At 68.7% G+C, this 18,560-nt stretch carries 14 protein-coding genes; 3 read left to right on the forward strand and 11 right to left on the reverse strand.

The features are described 5' to 3' along the window. Window positions 1–98: 98 nt before the first annotated feature. On the forward strand, window positions 99–3,575 hold the full coding sequence (gene dnaE / locus QM701_RS15725; protein ID WP_415167962.1) for a DNA polymerase III subunit alpha: 3,477 nt from the start codon (window positions 99–101) through the stop codon (window positions 3,573–3,575). A 23-nt stretch (window positions 3,576–3,598) separates the two neighbouring features. Here the strand turns inward: dnaE and QM701_RS15730 are convergent, their stop codons facing one another. The 11 genes from QM701_RS15730 to metG all read right to left on the reverse strand — a co-directional run bounded on the left by QM701_RS15730 (window position 3,599) and on the right by metG (window position 15,103). Next, on the reverse strand, window positions 3,599–4,129 hold the full coding sequence (locus tag QM701_RS15730) for a glycine zipper 2TM domain-containing protein (RefSeq protein WP_415169412.1): 531 nt from the start codon (window positions 4,127–4,129) through the stop codon (window positions 3,599–3,601). Window positions 4,130–4,253: 124 nt separating this feature from the next. Next, window positions 4,254–5,174, reverse strand: coding sequence for a DMT family transporter (locus tag QM701_RS15735; RefSeq protein WP_415167963.1), 921 nt, complete (start codon window positions 5,172–5,174; stop codon window positions 4,254–4,256). Window positions 5,175–5,226: 52 nt separating this feature from the next. Continuing rightward, window positions 5,227–5,517 carry an acylphosphatase gene (locus QM701_RS15740; RefSeq protein ID WP_415167964.1) on the reverse strand — a complete coding sequence of 97 codons (291 nt, stop codon included), beginning with the start codon at window positions 5,515–5,517 and terminating at the stop codon, window positions 5,227–5,229. Continuing rightward, complete coding sequence (locus QM701_RS15745) at window positions 5,514–6,044, reverse strand: NADH-quinone oxidoreductase subunit B family protein (protein WP_415167965.1); 531 nt, start codon at window positions 6,042–6,044, stop codon at window positions 5,514–5,516. Before QM701_RS15745 ends, QM701_RS15740 begins: the two co-directional genes overlap by 4 nt. A 10-nt stretch (window positions 6,045–6,054) precedes the next feature. Continuing rightward, window positions 6,055–7,608 carry an NADH-quinone oxidoreductase subunit C gene (locus QM701_RS15750; protein ID WP_415167966.1) on the reverse strand — a complete coding sequence of 518 codons (1,554 nt, stop codon included), beginning with the start codon at window positions 7,606–7,608 and terminating at the stop codon, window positions 6,055–6,057. Between the two features lie 26 nt (window positions 7,609–7,634). Then, on the reverse strand, window positions 7,635–9,086 hold the full coding sequence (locus QM701_RS15755; protein ID WP_415167967.1) for a hydrogenase 4 subunit F: 1,452 nt from the start codon (window positions 9,084–9,086) through the stop codon (window positions 7,635–7,637). After that, window positions 9,083–9,763, reverse strand: coding sequence for a formate hydrogenlyase (locus QM701_RS15760; RefSeq protein WP_415167968.1), 681 nt, complete (start codon window positions 9,761–9,763; stop codon window positions 9,083–9,085). Before QM701_RS15760 ends, QM701_RS15755 begins: the two co-directional genes overlap by 4 nt. After that, on the reverse strand, window positions 9,760–10,713 hold the full coding sequence (locus tag QM701_RS15765) for a respiratory chain complex I subunit 1 family protein (protein WP_415167969.1): 954 nt from the start codon (window positions 10,711–10,713) through the stop codon (window positions 9,760–9,762). Before QM701_RS15765 ends, QM701_RS15760 begins: the two co-directional genes overlap by 4 nt. Beyond that, window positions 10,710–12,716: a hydrogenase 4 subunit B gene (gene hyfB, locus QM701_RS15770; protein WP_415167970.1), complete on the reverse strand. Its 2,007-nt coding sequence runs from the start codon at window positions 12,714–12,716 to the stop codon at window positions 10,710–10,712. The genes QM701_RS15765 and hyfB overlap by 4 nt, the downstream gene beginning before the upstream one ends. Continuing rightward, window positions 12,716–12,985: a hypothetical protein gene (locus tag QM701_RS15775; RefSeq protein WP_415167971.1), complete on the reverse strand. Its 270-nt coding sequence runs from the start codon at window positions 12,983–12,985 to the stop codon at window positions 12,716–12,718. The genes hyfB and QM701_RS15775 overlap by 1 nt, the downstream gene beginning before the upstream one ends. A gap of 6 nt (window positions 12,986–12,991) precedes the next feature. Continuing rightward, on the reverse strand, window positions 12,992–15,103 hold the full coding sequence (gene metG, locus QM701_RS15780) for a methionine--tRNA ligase (protein WP_415167972.1): 2,112 nt from the start codon (window positions 15,101–15,103) through the stop codon (window positions 12,992–12,994). Window positions 15,104–15,287: 184 nt separating this feature from the next. Between metG and QM701_RS15785 the strand changes: the two genes are divergently transcribed. Continuing rightward, complete coding sequence (locus tag QM701_RS15785) at window positions 15,288–18,167, forward strand: monovalent cation/H+ antiporter subunit A (protein ID WP_415167973.1); 2,880 nt, start codon at window positions 15,288–15,290, stop codon at window positions 18,165–18,167. After that, the gene (locus QM701_RS15790) at window positions 18,167–18,514 is read left to right on the forward strand and encodes a Na+/H+ antiporter subunit C (RefSeq protein ID WP_415167974.1); all 348 of its coding nucleotides are present in this window, start codon (window positions 18,167–18,169) and stop codon (window positions 18,512–18,514) included. Before QM701_RS15785 ends, QM701_RS15790 begins: the two co-directional genes overlap by 1 nt. Window positions 18,515–18,560 lie beyond the last annotated feature (46 nt).

Genomic DNA, 18,560 nt, shown 5'->3' on the forward strand with positions numbered 1-18,560 from the left:
GCCCGGCGGTAAGGATGTGTAAAGGATTGTTTCCCGGCCGCCGGGGCGCGGGTCTCCATCCGCGCCGCGCCGGCGGAGCCAGGGGGTAAAATAGCGGGATGCCCGACCCGCGCTTCGTCCATCTCCGCCTGCACAGCGAATACTCCGTCACCGACGGCATCGTGCGCATCGACGCCGCCGTGGCGCGCGCGGCGGCGTACGGGATGCCGGCGCTGGGGCTCACCGATCTGGCCAACCTGTTCGGCCTCGTCAAGTTCTATCTGGCCGCGCGCGGCAAGGGGATCAAGCCGATCCTCGGCTGCGACATCCACCTGGCCAACGAGACCGATCCCGACCGGCCGTACCGGATGCTGCTGCTGTGCCGTTCGCGGCAGGGCTACCTGCAGCTGTGCGAGCTGCTGACGCGCGCCTACCTGCAGCCGCGCGTGCGCGGCCGCGCCGAGATCACGCGGGCGATGCTGGAGGAGGTCGGCGTCAACGGGCTGATCGCCCTCTCCGGGGCGGCGCAGGGCGACGTCGGCGAGGCCCTGCTGCAGGGCAATCCGGAGCAGGCGAACGCGCGCGCGGCGTACTGGGCCGGGCTGTTTCCGCAGGCCTTCTACCTCGAAGTGCAGCGCCCGCATCCGCGCGGGCAGGCGCAGCAGGAAACGCTGGTGGCCGCCACCGCGCAGCTGGCGGCCGGGATGGGGCTGCCGCTGGTCGCCACGCATCCGGTCCAGTTCCTGGAGCGCGGCGACTTCCTGGCGCACGAGGCGCGCGTGTGCATCGCCGAGGGCTACATGCTCGGCGACACCCGGCGGCCCCGGTTGTATACCGAGGAGCAGTATTTCAAGTCGCCCGAGGAAATGGCGGCGCTGTTCCAGGACCTGCCCGAGGCGCTGGAAAACTCGGTCGAGATCGCCAAGCGCTGTAACCTGCAGATCGGCCTGTACAAGAACTATCTGCCGAATTTCCCGACGCCGGACGGCGTTTCGCTCGACGAGTTCCTGGCCGCCGAGGCCGAGCGCGGCCTGGAGCGCCGCCTGCAGCAGCTGTATCCGGACGAGGCCGAGCGCGAGAAGCAGCGCCCGAGGTACGCGGAGCGCCTGAAGACCGAGACCCGCACCATCATCCAGATGGGCTTCCCCGGCTACTTCCTGATCGTGGCCGACTTCATCAACTGGGCCAAGCGCAACGGCGTGCCGGTCGGGCCGGGGCGCGGCTCGGGCGCCGGGTCGCTGGTCGCCTTCTCGCTCGGCATCACCGACCTCGATCCGCTGGAATACGCCCTGCTGTTCGAGCGCTTCCTCAACCCGGAACGGGTGTCGATGCCCGACTTCGACATCGACTTCTGCCAGGACAACCGCTGGCGGGTGATCGAGTACGTGCGCGACAAGTACGGGCACGACGCGGTGTCGCAGATCGCCACCTTCGGCACCATGTCGTCGAAGGCGGTCATCCGCGACGTCGGGCGTGTGCTCGACATGCCGTACACCTTCTGCGACCAGCTCTCCAAGCTGATTCCGCTCGAACAGAACAAGCCGCTGTCGCTGGACCGGGCGATCGAGGCCGAGCCGCAGCTGAAGCAGCGCATCGGCGAGGAAGAGGAGGTCAAGGAGCTGTTCGACCTGGCCGGCCGGCTGGAGGACCTGACGCGCAACGTCGGCATGCATGCCGGCGGCGTGCTGATCGCGCCGGGCAAGCTCACCGATTTCTGCCCGCTGTACTCCGCCGACGCCGGCGCCTCGGTCGTTTCCCAGTACGACAAGGACGACGTCGAGAAAGTGGGCCTGGTGAAGTTCGACTTCCTCGGCCTGCGCAACCTGACCATCATCCGGCTGGCGGTCGATTACGTCGAGCAGCTGACCGGCTCCCGGCCGGACCTCGACGCGCTGACCTTCGACGATCCACGGGCCTACCAGGTGCTCAAGGACGCCAACACCACGGCGATCTTCCAGGTGGAATCGGAGGGCATGAAGAAGCTGCTCAAGAAGCTGCAGCCGGACCGCTTCGAAGACATCATCGCCGTGCTCGCCCTCTACCGTCCCGGCCCGCTCGGCTCGGGCATGGTGGACGACTTCATCCTGCGCAAGAAGGGCCAGCAGAAGATCGACTATTTCCACGACGATCTGAAGGCCTGCCTGGAACCGACCTACGGGGTCATCGTGTACCAGGAACAGGTGATGCAGATCTCGCAGATCATCGGCGGCTACACGCTCGGCGGCGCCGACATGCTGCGCCGGGCGATGGGCAAGAAGAAGCCCGAGGAGATGGCCAAGCACCGCGAGACGATCGCCGCGGGCGCGCAGCAGAAGGGCTACGATCCGGAGCTGGCCGGGCAGCTGTTCGACCTGATGACCAAGTTCGCCGAGTACGGCTTCAACAAGTCGCACACGGCGGCCTACGCGGTGGTCACCTACCAGACGGCGTGGCTGAAGGCGCACCATTGCGCGGCGTTCATGGCGGCGACGCTGTCGTCGGACATGGACAACACCGACACGGTGAAGATCTTCTACGACGACTGCCTGCTCAACAAGCTGACCGTGCTCGGGCCGGACGTGAACGCCTCCGAGTACCGCTTCGTGCCGGTCGACCGCCAGACCATCCGCTACGGCCTGGGCGCGGTGAAGGGCACCGGCGAACAGGCGGTCAACGTGATCCTCAAGGCGCGCGAGTCGGGCGGGCCGTTCAAGGACCTGTTCGACTTCTGCGAGCGCGTTGACAAGCGCATGGTCAACCGCCGCACCATCGAGGCGCTGATCCGCGCCGGCGCCTTCGACTCGATCGACGACCACCGCGCGCGGCTGATGGCCTCGGTCGGCGTGGCCATCGAGGCGGCCGAGCAGGCCGAGCGCAACGCCATGCAGGTCAGCCTGTTCGACGTCTTCGACGGCGCCGCGGCGGAGGAGCACAAGCCGCAGTACTGCGAGTCGGCGCGCTGGGTGGAGCGGCAGAAGCTGGCCGAGGAGAAGCTGGCGCTCGGCTTCTTCTTCTCCGGGCATCCGTTCAACGAGGTGCGGCAGGAAGTGTCGCGCTTCGCGCGCCGGCCGCTGTCGTCGCTGGAGCCGAGGAAGGAACCGCAGCTGCTCGCCGGCCTGGTGACCGGCGTGCGCACCAAGATCACCTCGCGCGGCAAGATGGCCTTCGTGCAGCTCGACGACGGCACCACGTCGCTGGAAATCTCGGTGTTCAACGAAACCTTCGAGACCGAGCGCGGCAAGATCCGCGAGGACGAGGTGCTGATCGTCGAAGGCAAGGTGCAGCGCGACGATTTCGCCGGCGAGGGCCGGGTGCGGGTCGTCGCCGAACGCCTGCTGACGCTGGCCGAGGCGCGCGGGCGCTTCGCCCGCTACCTGCGCCTGTCGCTCAACGGCCAGGCCAGCGGCGCCGGCGCGGCGGACGCGGCGCGGCGCCTGCAGGCCATGCTGACGCCTTACACGCCGGGCAATTGCCCGGTGCGGCTGGCCTACCGCAACGCCCAGGCGGCGTGCGAGCTGGCCCTCGGCGAGAGCTGCCGCGTGCGGCTGGAAGACGAACTGCTCACGGCGCTCGGCGACTGGCTGCGCAGCGAGAACGTGCGGATCGAGTACGGCTGATGCCGCTTCGCCCGCCCGGCGGTTCAGTTCTTCGCCGGCGGATCGAGGACCAGCTTGCCGTCCTTGACCGGGATCTGCTGGCCCGGATCGAAGGCCATGCGCACCACGTCCTGCCTGCCGTCGAGGCGGTAGGTCACGTCGTAGCCGAGATGCTTGACCGAGGTGTCGTACACGGTCTTGCAGCGCCGTTCGGTGGTGGTCTGCACGTCCTTTTCCTGCAGGTTCTTCTGCACCCGGTTGCCCGCGTAGCCGCCGGCCGCCGCGCCGGCCACCGTGGCCACCTTCTTGCCCGTACCGCCGCCGATGGCGCTGCCGAGCAGGCCGCCGGCGACCGCGCCGACGACCGTGCCGGCGATGCGGTGCTCGTCCTTGACCGGCGCCTGGTGCTGGACGGCCACGTCCTCGCATTCCTCGCGCGGCGTCTTGACCGTTTCCTTGACTTCCTTGGCGGCCACGACTTCGGCGAACACCGGCTTGGTCATCACCTTGTAGCCCACCCCGCCGGCGGCCAGCGCGGTGACCGCGACGGCGCCGACGACGATTCCCTTGACCATCGATTTGTCCATGAGAGGCTCCTTATCCCGGAAACACATCCGGATCTTTTTGAAAAACGGCCGTTCCCCGCGATGGTTGACGGGCGGTCGGCACTCTTTTTGACCGGCCTGACGTCCGCCACGTTCAGTCGCCCGGCGGCGTGTCGATGAGCATTCGGCGCGCTTCCCTCTCGGAGAGCCGCTGGTGGTTGGCGCAGTAGACACCGCTGGCGATGAGGATGCCGATGCCGATCAGCGACCAGCGGTCGGGGAACTGGCCGAAGACCAGCAGCCCGGACAGCGTGACCCAGATCAGCTGGGAGTAGCTGAACGGGGCGAGGCGCGAGGCGGGGGCGAGTTCGAACGCCTTGATCAGGATCAGGTGGCTGACCACGCCCAGGATGCCGGCCACGCCGAGGAGCGCCAGGTGCTGGAGACTGGCGGGCGGCGCCCAGGCGTACGGCAGGGTGAAGGAGTACAGGATCAGGCCGACCAGCCCGGGATAGAAGATCATCGCATACGGGCTTTCCAGCCCGGACAAGCGGCGCGTCAGAACCTGGTAGCCGGCGAAGAACGCGGCGTTGATCAGCGGCAGCAGCGCGGCCCAGGTGAACACGTCGCTGCCGGGGCGGATGATCACCAGCACGCCGCCGAAGGCGCAGGCGATCGCCACCCAGCGGCCGGTTTCCACCTTTTCCTTGAGGCAGAAGACGGCCAGCACGGTGACCAGGATGGGGGCCACGAAGGCGATGGCCGTGGCCTCCGCCAGCGGCATGTGGGCGATCGCCGTGACGAAGCAGAAGGCCGCGGCGGACAGCAGGACGCCGCGCAGCACCTGCAGCGCCGGCCGCTGCGTGCCGATGCCGGAGAGTCCGCGGCGCGGCAGGACGAGGGCGAGCAGGAGGGCGACGTGCACCAGGTAGCGCGCCCACAGGACCATGTTCACCGGGTAATAGCGCGTCAGGTGCTTGGTGAGGGTGTCCATGGCGGTGAACAGCATCACCGCCGACAGCATCAGCAGCATGCCCCGGCGGGGGCGGGAAGGGGAAGCGGAATCCTGGTCCACGATAGGTGCTCGAAGGGCGGGCGGCGGGCCGCCGGCGCCGCGGAAGTGAGTTCTAGAGGGTCGGCCGTCGCTTGAATCCGTCGGCGGCGTCGCCCGGACCGCCGGGTTCGTCCTGCCAGGTGACGCGGTCGACCCGCGCCTGCGGCGGTCCGCGATGGGCCCAGCCGGTCAGGGCGTCGATGGCTTCGGCCGGGCCGCTGATCAGGGCTTCGACGCTGCCGTCGCTGCGGTTGCGCACCCAGCCGTCGAGGCCGAGTTCGCGCGCCTGCTCCATGAACGACCAGCGGAAGCCGACGCCCTGGACGCGGCCTTCGATGAGCAGGCGGCGGGTGACGGCGGTCATGCTTCGTCTTTCCCCGCCGTCTCCGGGGCGATGGCCGCCAGGATGCCCTGCATCAGCTGCAGCGGCGTGGGCGGGCAGCCGGGCACGCTGACGTTGACCGGGATGACGTTGGCCACGCGCCCGCAACTGGCGTAGCTCTCGCCGAAGATGCCGCCCGTGCATCCGCAATCGCCGACGGCGACGACCAGCTTGGGCTCGGGCGTGGCGTCGTAGGCGCGCTTCAGGGCGACTTCCATGTTCCTGGCCACCGGGCCGGTGACCAGTAGCAGGTCGGCGTGGCGCGGGCTGGCGGCGAACCTGATGCCGAGCGCCTCCAGGTTGTAGTACGGATTGCCGAGCGCGTGGATTTCCAGTTCGCAGCCGTTGCACGAGCCGGCGTCCACGTGGCGGATGACCAGCGCGCGCCCGAGCCGCCGCAGCATGGCCTCGGACAGGCGCTGCGCGGTGCCGCGCAGCGCGTCGTCGGCCTCCGGGGCGGGCTCGCTGACGATGCCGGTGCGGAGGATCTGGCGGAGCATCGGGAACATGGGCGGCGTCCTAAAGGTCCGGTCCGGCGTAGGACAGGTTGAACGATTTGTTGATCAGCGGGAAGTCGGGGACGATGTTGTCGATCACCGCGTGTTCGAGCGCCGGCCAGTTCTGCCAGGACGGGTCGTGGCAGTGGCAGCGGCGAATCTTGCCGTCGCCGCCGGTTGCGAGCGCGACCAGCACGTCGCCGCGCCAGCCCTCGATCCAGCCGAAGCCGCGCCGGTCCGGCGCGCTGCGCACGTCGCGGCGGATCTCGCCGGCCGGCAGGTCGCGCAGGATGCGGCGCAGCAGGTGGAGCGACTCGCGGATTTCGCCGAAGCGCACCAGCGCCCGGGCGGCCACGTCGCCGTTGCGTTCCACGCACAGGCGCGGCTCCAGCCGGTCGTACGGCGCGCAGGGGTGGTTGCAGCGCAGGTCCCAAAGTTGTCCGCTGGCGCGTCCGGCCAGGCCGATGACGCCCAGCGTCGCAGCCAGCTGCGGGGTGATCCGGCCGGTGGTCAGGAAGCGGTCCTGCAGGCCGGCGTGCTCGTCGTAGATGCCCTTCAGCGTGCGCAGCTCGCCTTCGAGCGCGTCGCACTGCGCGGCGATGGCGCGGCTGCCGTCGTCGTCGAGGTCCACGGCCACGCCGCCGGGAACGATGCGGTCCATCAGCAAGCGGTGGCCGAACAGGCGGGCGTTGAGCCGCACCCAGTCTTCCTTGAGGCGCATGAACTGCATCAGTCCGAAGGGCAGGGCCACGTCGTTGCCGAGGTAGCCGAGGTCGCCGAGATGATTGACGATGCGCTCGCGTTCGAGCAGCAGCGCGCGCAGCCACAGCGCGCGCTGCGGCGGTTCGGCCGCGCCGATGGCTTCCGCGGCCTGGCAGTAGGCCCAGGCGTAGGCCACCGTCGAATCGCCGGAAACCCGCCCGGCCAGCCGCGCGCCGTCGGAGAGGCCCATGCCGGCGAAGCGCCGCTCGATGCCCTTGTGCTTCCAGCCGAATCGCTGTTCGAGGCGCAGCACGCTCTCGCCGGTCACCGAGAAGCGGAAATGGCCCGGTTCGATGATCCCCGCGTGAATCGGGCCGACGGCGATCTCGTGCACGCCGTCGCCCTCGACGCGCACGAAGGGGTAGTCCTCGTTCTGCGTTTCAAATTGCACATCCCCGGCGTCGCCGCGCAGCGGCAGATAGTCGGCCGGCCAGTTGGCGTGGCGTAGCCAGGGGCGCCGGTCGGCGTCGCCTTCCGGCACGGCGCCGATCATGTCCATCACCGCGCGCTGCATGCGGTTGGCGGCGGGGAAGATGGGCGCGATATCGGGAAACGCGGGGTTCTCGGCCGCCAGCGGCAGGGTCAGGCAGGCCAGCCCGTCGGGCAGATCGAATGCCGCGTGCAGGGCGAAGCCGCCGCCACTTTTCTGGCGGTCGCGCTCGTCGCTGCCCCACAGCGCCACCAGCCGCCGCTCCGCCTTGCGCGCGGCGGCGCAGAAGGCCAGCCATTCGCCCGCGCCGGCGCGCGCCGCCCAGGTCGCCACGGGATGGCCGTCCAGCGGCTCGAAATCGATGGCTTGATCGAAGAACTGCATGCGCGCTCCGTTTCCCCTGGCGTGATTCATCCGACCATGCGCGCCGCCTGGCGGAACCACTCGCTCAGGTAGGGCGGAATCCACAGGCCGAGCATCAGCACCAGGCCGAGGTGCAGGAAGACCGGCAGCAGCGCCGGGTTGTGCGCCAGCGGCTTGACCGTCGGCTCGCCGAAGGCCATGGCCTGGACCTTGGCGAACATCGAGGCGAAAGCCACGCCGAGCGCCACGAGCAGGATCGGCGTGGCCCACGGATGGTGCTTGATGGCCGTGGTGAGGATCATGAATTCGCTGGTGAACACGCCGAACGGCGGCATCCCGAGGATGGCCAGCGAACCGAGCATCAGCCCCCAGCCGATGGTCGGCGAGCGCTTGATCAGGCCCTTGATGTCGTCGATGACCTGGGTGCCGGCCATCTGCGCGGCGTGGCCGACGGCGAAGAAGATCGCCGACTTGGTCAGCGAATGCACGGTCATGTGCAGCAGCCCGGCGAAGGCGGCGACGCCGCCGCCCATGCCGAAGGCGAAGGTGATCAGCCCCATGTGCTCGATCGAGGAGAAGCCGAACAGCCGTTTCACGTCCTTCTGGCGCGACAGGTAGAAGGCCGGCACGACCACGGTGAGCAGGCCGAAGCCCATCATCAGGTGGCCGGCGAACGGCGTGCCCAGCGCGCCGTTGACCAGCGCCTTGCAGCGGATGATGGCGTACAGCGCGACGTTGAGCAGCAGCCCGGAAAGCACCGCCGAGACCGGCGTCGGGCCTTCGGCGTGCGCGTCCGGCAGCCAGTTGTGCAGCGGCACCAGGCCGGTCTTGGTGCCGTAGCCGACGATCATGAAGACGAAGGCCAGCGACAGCACGGTCGGCTCCAGCTCGGTGCGGTAGGCGTAGAGGTGTGTCCACAGCATCGCCCCCGGCGCGTGGCCGAAGACCTGTTCCGCCGCGAAGTAGATCAGGATGGTGCCGAACAGCGCCTGGGCGATGCCGACGCCGCACAGGATGAAGTACTTCCAGGCCGCCTCCAGGCTTTCCGGCGTGCGGTAAAGGGCGACCAGGAGGACGGTGGTCAGCGTGGCCGCCTCCATGGCCACCCACAGGATGCCGATGTTGTTGGTCGACAGCGCCACCAGCATGGTGCACATGAACATCTGGAACATGCTGTGGTACAGCCGCAGCCGGCCGGCCGAGAGCCGGCCGTGGTCGTGCTCGACGCGCATGTACGGACGCGAGAAGACCGAGGTGGTGAAGCCGACCAGCGCGGTCAGCGCGATCAGGAAGACGTTGAGCGGATCGACGAAGAACTGTTCGTCGAGCAGGGTCAGCGGCCCGTCGCGGATCACCCGCACGGTCAGCGCGGCGGCCGCGAGCAGGGTGAGCAGGCTGCCGGCGATGTTGATCTCGGCGGCGCGGGGCCGGTGCCCGACCACGGCGAGCAGCGCCGAAGTGGCGAGCGGCACGGCCAGCACGAGGACGAGTTCGTTCATTCCTCCTTCACCCTTTCCATGTGCCGGATGTCCAGGCTGTCGAACTGCTGCCGGATCTGGAAGAAGAACACGCCGAAGATGACCATGCCGACCATCACGTCGAGCGCGATGCCCAGCTCGACGACCATCGGCATGCCGTAGGTGGCGCTGGTGGCGGCGAAGAACAGGCCGTTCTCCATGGCCAGGAAGGCGATCACCTGCGGCACCGCCTTGCTGCGCGTGATCATCATCAGGAAGGACAGCAGCACGCAGGCCAGGGCGATGCCGATGGTGGCGCGCATGATCGTGCCCGACAGCGCCGAGATCGGCTGCGCCACGTTGAAGGCGATGACCACCAGCGCGATGCCGCAGAGCATGGTGGTCGGGATGTTGATGATCGTCTCCACGTCCCACTTGACCGACAGCTTGCGGATCAGCCGGTGCAGAATCCACGGCAGGGCGACGACCTTGAGTATCAGGGTCAGCGCGGCGGACCAGTACAGGTGGCTCTGGCGGGTGCCGTAGGCGACGATCAGCGTGGACGCGACGAGCACCATCCCCTGCAACATGAACAGGTTGATCAGCGACAGGATGCGCCGCTGCGCCAGCATGGCGAAGCCGAGCAGCAGCATGATCGCGGCGCAGAGGTTGACGAACTGGCCGATCAGCGAGGCGGAAAGGTCGAGCGGGAAATTCACTTGCCCACCTCCAGCAGCAGATGCACCAGCATGGCCAGCACCGCCAGCAGGAAGGCCGTGCCGAGGAATTCGGGGGCGCGGAAGATGCGCATCTTGGCGTTCAGCGTCTCGATCAGCGCCAGGGCGAAGCCGCCGATCGCCAGCTTGAGCAGCATGAAGCCCGCCGCGACCAGCAGCGGCGCCGGCCCGGCCGTCGCCGAGATGCCGAAGGGGACGAACAGGGCGATGCCCAGGCAGGAATAGGCGAACAGCTTGAGCGCCGAGGCCCATTCGATGAGCGCCAGGTGCCGGCCGGAGTATTCGAGGATCATCGCCTCGTGGATCATGGTCAGTTCCAGGTGCGTGGTCGGGTTGTCCACCGGCACGCGCGCGTTCTCGGCCAGCGAGACCATGACGAAGGCCGTACCGGCGAAGGCCAGACTCGGGTAGATGACGAATTCGGTGCCGGCCAGCGTCTCGACGATCGACGACAGCGAGGTCGAATGCGAGATCAGCGAGGCGGTGAAGAAGATCATCAGCAGCGCCGGCTCGGCGAGGAAGCCGATCAGCATTTCCCGGCGCGAGCCGAGCGAGCCGAAGGCGGTGCCCACATCCATGGCGGCCAGCGCGATGAACACGCGGGCCAGCGCGAACAGGCCGACGAAGGCGATGGCGTCGGCCGCCGGCGCCAGGATCAGCGTGGTGGACAGCGTCGGCACGATGGCCGAGGCCAGCGCCATGCAGGCGAAGATCGCGTAGGGCGCGGCGCGGAACAGCGGCGAGGCGTTGTGCGCCAGCAGCACGTCCTTGTGGAACAGCTTGTGCAGCGTGTAGTAGGTCTGCAAGAGCGGCGGCGCCGAGCGGTTCTGCAGCCAGGCGCGGCACTGGTTCACCCAGCCGACCAGCAGCGGCGCGAGCAGCAGCGCCGTGACCAGCTCGATCAGTTGGGCGAGGAAGGCGTAGAGGTTCATCCGCGGGTCAGCACCAGGAGGATGATCAGCGTGGCGAAGCTGTACAGCAGGTACACCGCGATGCGCCCGCGCTGCAGGAAGTTGACCACCCGCGTACAGCGTTCGACGATCCAGGCCACCGGCAGGTAGAGCCAGTACCACAGCGGGTCCTCGACGATCGAGAGGTAGCGCGGCCGGGCGTCGAACGGCGACGGATGCTGGCGCGTGCGTTTGAAGATCGGCGAGAAGATGCGCCGGATCGGCTGGCTGTAGCCTTCCGAGGTGTCCTGCATGCGCCCGGTCTGCAGCGGGAAGCCGCAATCCCACGGCGGCACGCGCGCGGCGCGGCCGTGGTAGCGGCGGCGCACGATGAGCCAGGCGGCGAGCGTCAGCACGGCGATGCCGCCGAAGAAGATCAGCGGGCTGTAGCTGGCGCGCTCGGCCGAGAACGGCGCCAGGAACAGCCAGTTCACGGCGCCCGCCTCCGGCAGGGCGGCGCCGATCAGCAAGCGCACCACGGGTTCGATGAGCGCGATGACCGCGTTGGGCACCAGGCCGAGCAGCACGCAGCCGGCGGCCAGCCAGAGCAGGCCGAGGCGCGACAGGCGCGAGGCGTCGTGCGCCTGGGCCAGCTTTTCCTCGCGCGGCTGGCCGAGAAAGATGATGCCGAAGAACTTGACCATGGTGAATCCGGCCAGCGCGGCGACCAGCGCGATGGCCCCGGCGAACACCGGCAGCAGCATGTTCAGGTAGCCGTGCGGCACCTCGGGCGTGAACAGGAAGCTCTGCAGCAGCAGCCATTCCGAGACGAAGCCGTTGAGCGGCGGCAGGCCGGCCGAGGCCAGCACGCCGATCAGCGCCAGCCACGCCACCCACGGCATCTGGTGGATCAGGCCGCCGAGCTTGCCCAGGTTGCGCTCGCCGGTGGCGTGCAGCACCGAGCCGGTGGCCAGGAACAGCAGGCTCTTGAAGAAGGCGTGGTTGAGACAGTGGTAGAGCAGCGCGGTGAGCGCCAGCGCCGCGAAGCCGCCCATGCCGAAGGCACTGAAGATCAGCGCCAGCCCCATGGCCAGCACGATCAGGCCGACGTTCTCGATCGACGAATAGGCGAGCAGGCGCTTCATGTCGGTCTGCACCGCCGAGAAGGCCACGCCGAACAGCGCCGAGGCCAGCCCGACCAGGAGCAGCAGCAGGCCCCACCACCAGGCGTGCGCCTGCAGCAGGTCGAAGCCGACGCGCAGCAGGCCGTAGATCGCCGTCTTCAGCATCACCCCGCTCATCATCGCCGAGACGGGCGAGGGCGCCGCCGGGTGCGCCTCCGGCAGCCAGGCGTGCAGCGGCAGCAGGCCGGCCTTGGCGCCGAAGCCGACCAGGGCGAGCAGGAAGGCGGCGGTCTCCCAGAACTCGCCGCCGTCGAAGCCGCGCATGGCGTCGAAGGTGTAGTCGCCGGCGCTGCCGGCCATCACCCCGAAGGAGAGCAGGATGGCGACCGCGCCGATGTGCGCGAGCAGCAGGTAGAGGTAGCCGGCGCGCCGGATCTCGGCGTGGCGGTGCTCGGAGGTGACCAGGAAGAACGAGGACAGCGCCATCGTCTCCCAGGCCACCATGAAGGCGTAGCCGTCGTTGGCCAGCATGACCAGGACCATGCTGGCCAGGAAGACGTGGTAGAGCAGGCACTGCAGCCCGAGCGCGCTGCCCTCGGCCTTGCGGAAATAGCCGGCGGCGTAGATCGAGATGCCGGCCGAGGCGGCGCCGAGCAGGAACAGGAAGAAGGACGACAGCGCGTCGAGGCGCAGGTGGAAGGGCAGGCCCGGCAGGCCGATCGGCAGGATCAGCTCCTGCGTGCCGGAGCCGAGCGCGGCCAGCGCCAGGAGCGCCATGGCCAGGCCGTTGAGCGCGCCGAGCGGAAACAGCCGGCGGCTGACCAGCACGAAGTGCTGCGCGAGGAAGATGCCGACGACGCCGATGACCAACCAGACCAGGGCGGAGATCACCACCCCATCGATCAGCGCCGGAGCGTCCATTATCTTCCGGGCCTCCCGTCCTTGCCGCCGGGGCGGCTGAGGAACAGGACGCGCAGGATGCGCGCCGCCGACCAGATCATCAGCAGGAGTCCGCCCACGAGGGCGACGCCGGCTTCGAACACGCTGGTCGGGTAGCTGGAAATGAACAGCGTCCTGCCCTGCGCGAACCACAGGACGCCGGAGGCGAACAGCACCATGCCGACGAGATCGAGCGCCAGGTACAGCAGGACGGCGGGTTTCAGGCGCGGGCGAGGGGGGCGCGGGTTCATGACGCTTTATTTTACGCGCATGCCGGGGCAGGCTCCAGCATCCGGGGCGAGCAGGAAGATGCCGGGCGTCTTGCCGTCCGCGTCCGAGGCGGCGAGGATCATGCCTTCGGAGAGGCCGAACTTCATCTTGCGCGGCGCCAGATTGGCGACCATCACCGTCAGGCGGCCGATCAGCTGCGCCGGATCGTAGGCCGACTTGATGCCGGCGAAGACCTGGCGCGGCTTCTCTTCGCCGATGTCGAGCGACAGGCGGATCAGCTTCTCGGCGCCTTCGACGTGGCCGGCGTTGACGATCCTCGCCACCTTCAATTCGATCTTCATGAAGTCATCGATCGAGATGTGCGGACCGGCGACGCCGCCGACTTCGGCCGCGGCCTTGGCGACTTCCGCGGCCTTCTCCTGCTTCTCGGCGTGCTTTTGCGGCGCGGCTTCGGGGACGGGCGCCAGGGACACCTTGTTGGCCTCGACCAGCGCGGCGACGAGCTTGGGATCGATGCGGGTCATCAGGTGGCTGTAGGCGTTGATCGCGTGTCCGGCCGGCAGCGGCGTCGCCGCGTCGTTCCAGGCGAGCGGGGCGATGCCGAGGAAGGCTTCCACCGCTTCGGCGACCTTCGGCAGCACCGGCTTGAGGTACAGCGTGAGCAGGCGGAACGCTTCGATGGCTTGCGAACAGGCGGCATGCAGTTCGGCTTCCCGGCCTTCCTGCTTGGCCAGTTCCCACGGTTTTTTGTCATTGACGAAGACGTTGGCCGCATCCGCCAGCGCCATGATCTCGCGCAGGGCGCGGCCGAACTCGCGCTCCTCGTAGGCCTGGGCGATGCCGGCGGCGGCGTCGCGCAGAGGCTTCTGCCAGTCGGCCTCCGTCGCCGCGAGCCTGCCGCCGAAACGCTTGCCGATGAAGCCGGCGCAGCGGCTGGCGATGTTGACGTACTTGCCGACCAGGTCGGAATTGACGCGGGCGACGAAGTCCTCCAGGTTGAGGTCGATGTCCTCCATCGTGCTGTTCAACTTGGCGGCGTAGTAGTAGCGCAGCCATTCGGGATTGAGCCCGGTCTGCAGGTAGCTCTCGGCGGTGATGAAGGTGCCGCGCGACTTGCTCATCTTGGCGCCGTTGACGGTCAGGAAGCCGTGCGCGAAGATGCCGCTCGGCGTGCGGTAGCCGGCATGCTCCAGCTCGGCCGGCCAGAACAGCGCGTGGAAGTAGAGGATGTCCTTGCCGATGAAGTGGTACAGCTCGGCCGCCGTGTCGGGCGTGAAGTAGGCGTCGAAATCGATGCCCCGCCGGTCGCACAGGTTCTTGAACGAGCCCATGTAACCGATCGGCGCGTCGAGCCAGACGTAGAAGTACTTGCCCGGCGCGTCGGGAATCTCGAAGCCGAAGTACGGCGCGTCGCGCGAGATGTCCCAGTCGGTCAGCTTGTTCTCGCCCTCGGCGCCGAGCCATTCCTGCATCTTGTTGGCCGCTTCCGGCTGCAGCCGGCCGGGCTCGCGCGTCCAGCGGCGCAGGAAGCTCTGGCAGCGTTCGTCCGAGAGCTTGAAGAAGTAATGGTCGGAATGGCGCAGTTCGGGTTTGGCGCCGGAGATCGCCGAGTAGGGGTTCTTCAGGTCGTTCGGCGTGTAGGCCGCGCCGCAGGATTCGCAGTTGTCGCCGTACTGGTCGTGCGCGCCGCATTTCGGGCATTCACCCTTGATGAAGCGGTCGGGCAGGAACATCTGCTTGGCCGGGTCGTAGTACTGCTCGATGGTGCGCCGCTCGATCAGCCCGGCCTGCTGCAGGCGGGCGTAGATGACGTTGGCGCATTCCTGCGTTTCCGGCGAGTGCGTGCTGTAGAAGTTGTCGAAAGCAACGTGGAAGCCGGCGAAGTCCCGGGCATGCTCGCCGTGCACCCGCTCGATCAGCGCCTCGGGCGTGATGCCGTCCTTCTCGGCGCGCAGCATGATCGGCGTGCCGTGCGTGTCGTCGGCGCAGACGTACCAGCATTCGGCCACCTTGTCCTGCGGCTGCATCTTCTGGAAGCGGACCCAGATGTCGGTCTGGATGTATTCGACGAGGTGGCCGAGGTGGATGGCGCCGTTGGCGTAGGGCAGGGCGGAGGTGACGAGGATTTTGCGGGACATGGAGGGCGATCCTAGGTTTTGTTCGTTCTGGGGCGCGGCAAAACGGGCATTCTAGCAAAGCGGACGCTGCCTTTGCAGCGCGCGCGGCGCTGTGCCGTTATCGCCGGGGCGGCGGTGCGGCCGGTGCGTTTTTAATGCCGATTCGTCGGGCGAAAGAGCCGATCGATACGTTAAACTCGGATTTATGGAGCTTTTCCTGATCGTCCTGTTGCCTTTCCTGGGCAGCCTCTGCGCGGCATTTCTGCGCTCGAACGCGCGCAATGCGGAAGCATGGCTGGCGGGGCTGGTCGCGCTCGCCGTCTCGGTGCTGGTCGCCTGCCTGTATCCGCAGGTGGCCGCCGAGGGCGTGGTGCGCGCCAGCGTGCCCTGGGCGCCGGTGCTCGGGTTGGATTTCCAGCTGCGCATGGACGGCTTCGCCTGGCTGTTCGCCATGCTGGTCGCCGGCATGGGCACGCTGGTCGTGCTGTACGCCCGCTACTACATGTCGCCGGACGATCCGGTGCCGCGCTTCTTCTCGTTCTTCCTCGCCTTCATGGGCGCCATGCTCGGCATCGTGCTCTCGGGCAACCTGATCCAGCTGGCGATGTTCTGGGAACTCACCAGCCTGTCCTCGTTCATGCTGATCGCCTACTGGCACCACCGTGGCGAGGCCCGGCGCGGCGCGCGCATGGCCTTCATCATCACCGGCGCGGGCGGGCTGGCGCTGTTCGGCGGCGTGCTGCTGCTCGGCCAGATGGCCGGCGGCTACGACCTGGACACCGTGCTGGCCGCGGGCGGTTCGCTGGTCGATCACCCGGGCTACCCGGCGGCGCTGGCGCTGATCGCCCTCGGCGCGCTGACCAAGAGCGCCCAGTTCCCTTTCCATTTCTGGCTGCCGCACGCGATGGCCGCGCCGACGCCCGTGTCGGCCTACCTGCATTCGGCGACCATGGTCAAGGCGGGGGTGTTCCTGCTGGCCCGGCTGTGGCCCGTGCTGGCCGGCAGCGAGGCGTGGTTCTGGATCGTCGGCGGGGCGGGGTTGTGCTCGCTGCTGCTCGGCGGCTACCTGGCGATCTTCCAGCAGGACATGAAGGGCGTGCTGGCGTATTCGACGATCAGCCACCTCGGGCTGATCACCCTGCTGCTCGGCATGAACAGTCCGCTGGCGCTGGTCGCGGCGGTGTTCCACATCGTCAACCACGCGACCTTCAAGGCCACCCTGTTCATGGCCGCCGGCATCGTTGACCACGAGACCGGCACGCGCAACCTGCAGCGCCTGTCCGGCATCTACCGGGCCATGCCGATCACCGCCACGCTGGCCATGGTGGCGGCCGCGGCGATGGCCGGCGTGCCCTTGCTCAACGGCTTCCTGTCGAAGGAGATGTTCTTCGCCGAGACCGTCTTCCTCGACCGCCCGGACTGGCAGCGGATCGCCCTGCCGCTGGCGGCGACGGTCGCCGGCATGTTCAGCGTGGCGTATTCGCTGCGCTTCATCCACCAGGTCTTCTTCGGCCCGCCGACGCAGGATCTGCCGCGCGCGCCGCACGAGCCGACGCGCTGGATGCTGCTGCCGAGCGCCCTGCTGGTGCTGGCGTGCGTGTTGGTCGGCATCTTCCCGGCGTTGACCGTCGGCCCCTTTCTCGGCCTGGCGGCGCACGCCATCCTGGGCGCCGCGCTGCCGGCCTACGACCTGGCCGTCTGGCACGGCTTCAATCTGCCGCTGTACATGAGCCTGCTGGCGCTCGGCGGCGGCACGCTGCTGTACCGCGCATTCCTCTGGCGCACCGGCGACACGGTGCCGCTGCTCGAACGCATCGACGGCAAGCGCCTGTTCGAGTCCTTCCTGCTGCTGCTCAGCCGGGGCGCCGACGCGGTGCTGCGGCGCATCTCATCCCGGCGCCTGCAGATGCAGCTGCTGGTCGTCTTCGGGGTGGCCCTGGGCGCGGCATTGTTCACGGCGCTGGCCGGGACCACGGCGTGGGGCGGCCGCGCGCTCCTGCCCGTCGACCCGGCGTTCGCGCTGCTGTGGACGGTCGGCGCCGCCTGCGCGCTGGCCGTCGCCTGGCAGGCCAAGTTCCACCGCTTCGCGGCGCTGATCCTGTCCGGCGGCGCCGGGCTGGCGACCTGCCTGACCTTCGTCTGGTTTGCCGCCCCCGACCTGGCCTTGACCCAGTTGACCGTCGAGGTGGTGACGGTGGTGCTCATCCTGCTCGGCCTGCGCTGGCTGCCGCGCCGCGACGAGCATTACGGCAAGGGGCGCGGGCCGGCGCCGACGACGCGCCTGCGCCGGCTGCGCGACGCGCTGCTGGCCGCGGCCTGCGGCACCGGCCTGGCGGCCCTGGCCTACGCCGTGCTGAGCCGCCCGGACGTGGACGGCATCTCGCCGTTCTTCATCGAGCAGGCGCTGCCGCTGGGCGAAGGGCTCAACGTGGTCAACGTCATCCTGGTCGATTTCCGGGGCTTCGACACCTTCGGCGAAATCACCGTGCTGGGCATCGTCGCGCTGAGCGTGTTCGCGCTGCTGCGCCGCTTCCGCCCGGCGCCGGAGAGCGTGCCGCTGCCGCGCCAGCAAAGCGAACAGGACGAGCCGGCCGGGCCGGAGGCGTTCGACCCGACGGCCGAACTGCCCGACGGCTACCTGATGCTGCCGGCCGTGCTGGTCCGCCTGCTGCTGCCGGTGGCGATGCTGGCGTCGCTGTTCTTTTTCCTGCGCGGCCACAACGCCCCCGGCGGCGGCTTCGTCGGCGGGCTGATGCTGGCCGCGGCGATCATCCTGCAGTACCTGGTGGGCGGCACCTTGTGGGTCGAGTGGCATCTGCGCATCCATCCGGTCGTCTGCATCGCCCTCGGGCTGCTCTGCGCGGCCGCGGCGGGAGTCCTGGCCTGGAGCGCCGGCGCCACGTTCCTGACCAGCCAGTCCTGGCACGGCGTGCTGCCGCTGCTCGGCGAGGTGCACCTGTCGAGCGTGCTGCTCTTCGATTTCGGGGTCTACCTGCTGGTGCTCGGCGCGACGGTGCTCATGCTGGTGGCCATCGCCCACCAATCCCTGCGCGGCGTGCCGCGCAAGACGAACGGAGCGCCCTGATGGAAATCGTACTGGCCGCGGCCATCGGCATCCTCGGCGGATCGGGCGTGTACCTGTTGCTGCGGCCGCGCACCTTCCAGGTCATCATGGGGCTGTCGCTGCTGTCCTATGCGGTCAACCTGTTCATCTTCGCCATGGGGCGCCTGCGCCTCGACGCCATGCCGCTGATCGATCCGCGGCAAGGCGCCGATCCGGCCCTGTACACCGACCCGGTGCCGCAGGCGCTGGTGCTCACCGCCATCGTCATCGGCTTCGCCACCACGGCGCTGTTTCTCGTCGTATTGCTGGCCTCGCGCGGCCTGAACGGCACCGACCACGTGGACGGGCGGGAACCCGAGGAGGATTGATGACGCGCCGCTCCGCAATGATCGCCCCGCGCATCGGCTCCTCCCT

This window comes from Propionivibrio sp., from assembly GCF_047602565.1.
Classification (GTDB): Bacteria; Pseudomonadota; Gammaproteobacteria; order Burkholderiales; family Rhodocyclaceae; genus Propionivibrio.

Excerpts from the sequence above, each read along its gene's own strand:
- dnaE (WP_415167962.1), top strand. The coding sequence starts at position 99 with ATGCCCGACCCGCGCTTCGTCCATCTCCGCCTGCACAGCGAATACTCC.
- QM701_RS15730 (WP_415169412.1), bottom strand. The coding sequence starts at position 4,129 with ATGGTCAAGGGAATCGTCGTCGGCGCCGTCGCGGTCACCGCGCTGGCC.
- QM701_RS15740 (WP_415167964.1), bottom strand. The coding sequence starts at position 5,517 with ATGACCGCCGTCACCCGCCGCCTGCTCATCGAAGGCCGCGTCCAGGGC.
- QM701_RS15745 (WP_415167965.1), bottom strand. The coding sequence starts at position 6,044 with ATGTTCCCGATGCTCCGCCAGATCCTCCGCACCGGCATCGTCAGCGAG.
- QM701_RS15750 (WP_415167966.1), bottom strand. The coding sequence starts at position 7,608 with ATGCAGTTCTTCGATCAAGCCATCGATTTCGAGCCGCTGGACGGCCAT.
- QM701_RS15755 (WP_415167967.1), bottom strand. The coding sequence starts at position 9,086 with ATGAACGAACTCGTCCTCGTGCTGGCCGTGCCGCTCGCCACTTCGGCG.
- QM701_RS15765 (WP_415167969.1), bottom strand. The coding sequence starts at position 10,713 with ATGAACCTCTACGCCTTCCTCGCCCAACTGATCGAGCTGGTCACGGCG.
- hyfB (WP_415167970.1), bottom strand. The coding sequence starts at position 12,716 with ATGGACGCTCCGGCGCTGATCGATGGGGTGGTGATCTCCGCCCTGGTC.
- QM701_RS15775 (WP_415167971.1), bottom strand. The coding sequence starts at position 12,985 with ATGAACCCGCGCCCCCCTCGCCCGCGCCTGAAACCCGCCGTCCTGCTG.
- metG (WP_415167972.1), bottom strand. The coding sequence starts at position 15,103 with ATGTCCCGCAAAATCCTCGTCACCTCCGCCCTGCCCTACGCCAACGGC.
- QM701_RS15785 (WP_415167973.1), top strand. The coding sequence starts at position 15,288 with ATGGAGCTTTTCCTGATCGTCCTGTTGCCTTTCCTGGGCAGCCTCTGC.
- QM701_RS15790 (WP_415167974.1), top strand. The coding sequence starts at position 18,167 with ATGGAAATCGTACTGGCCGCGGCCATCGGCATCCTCGGCGGATCGGGC.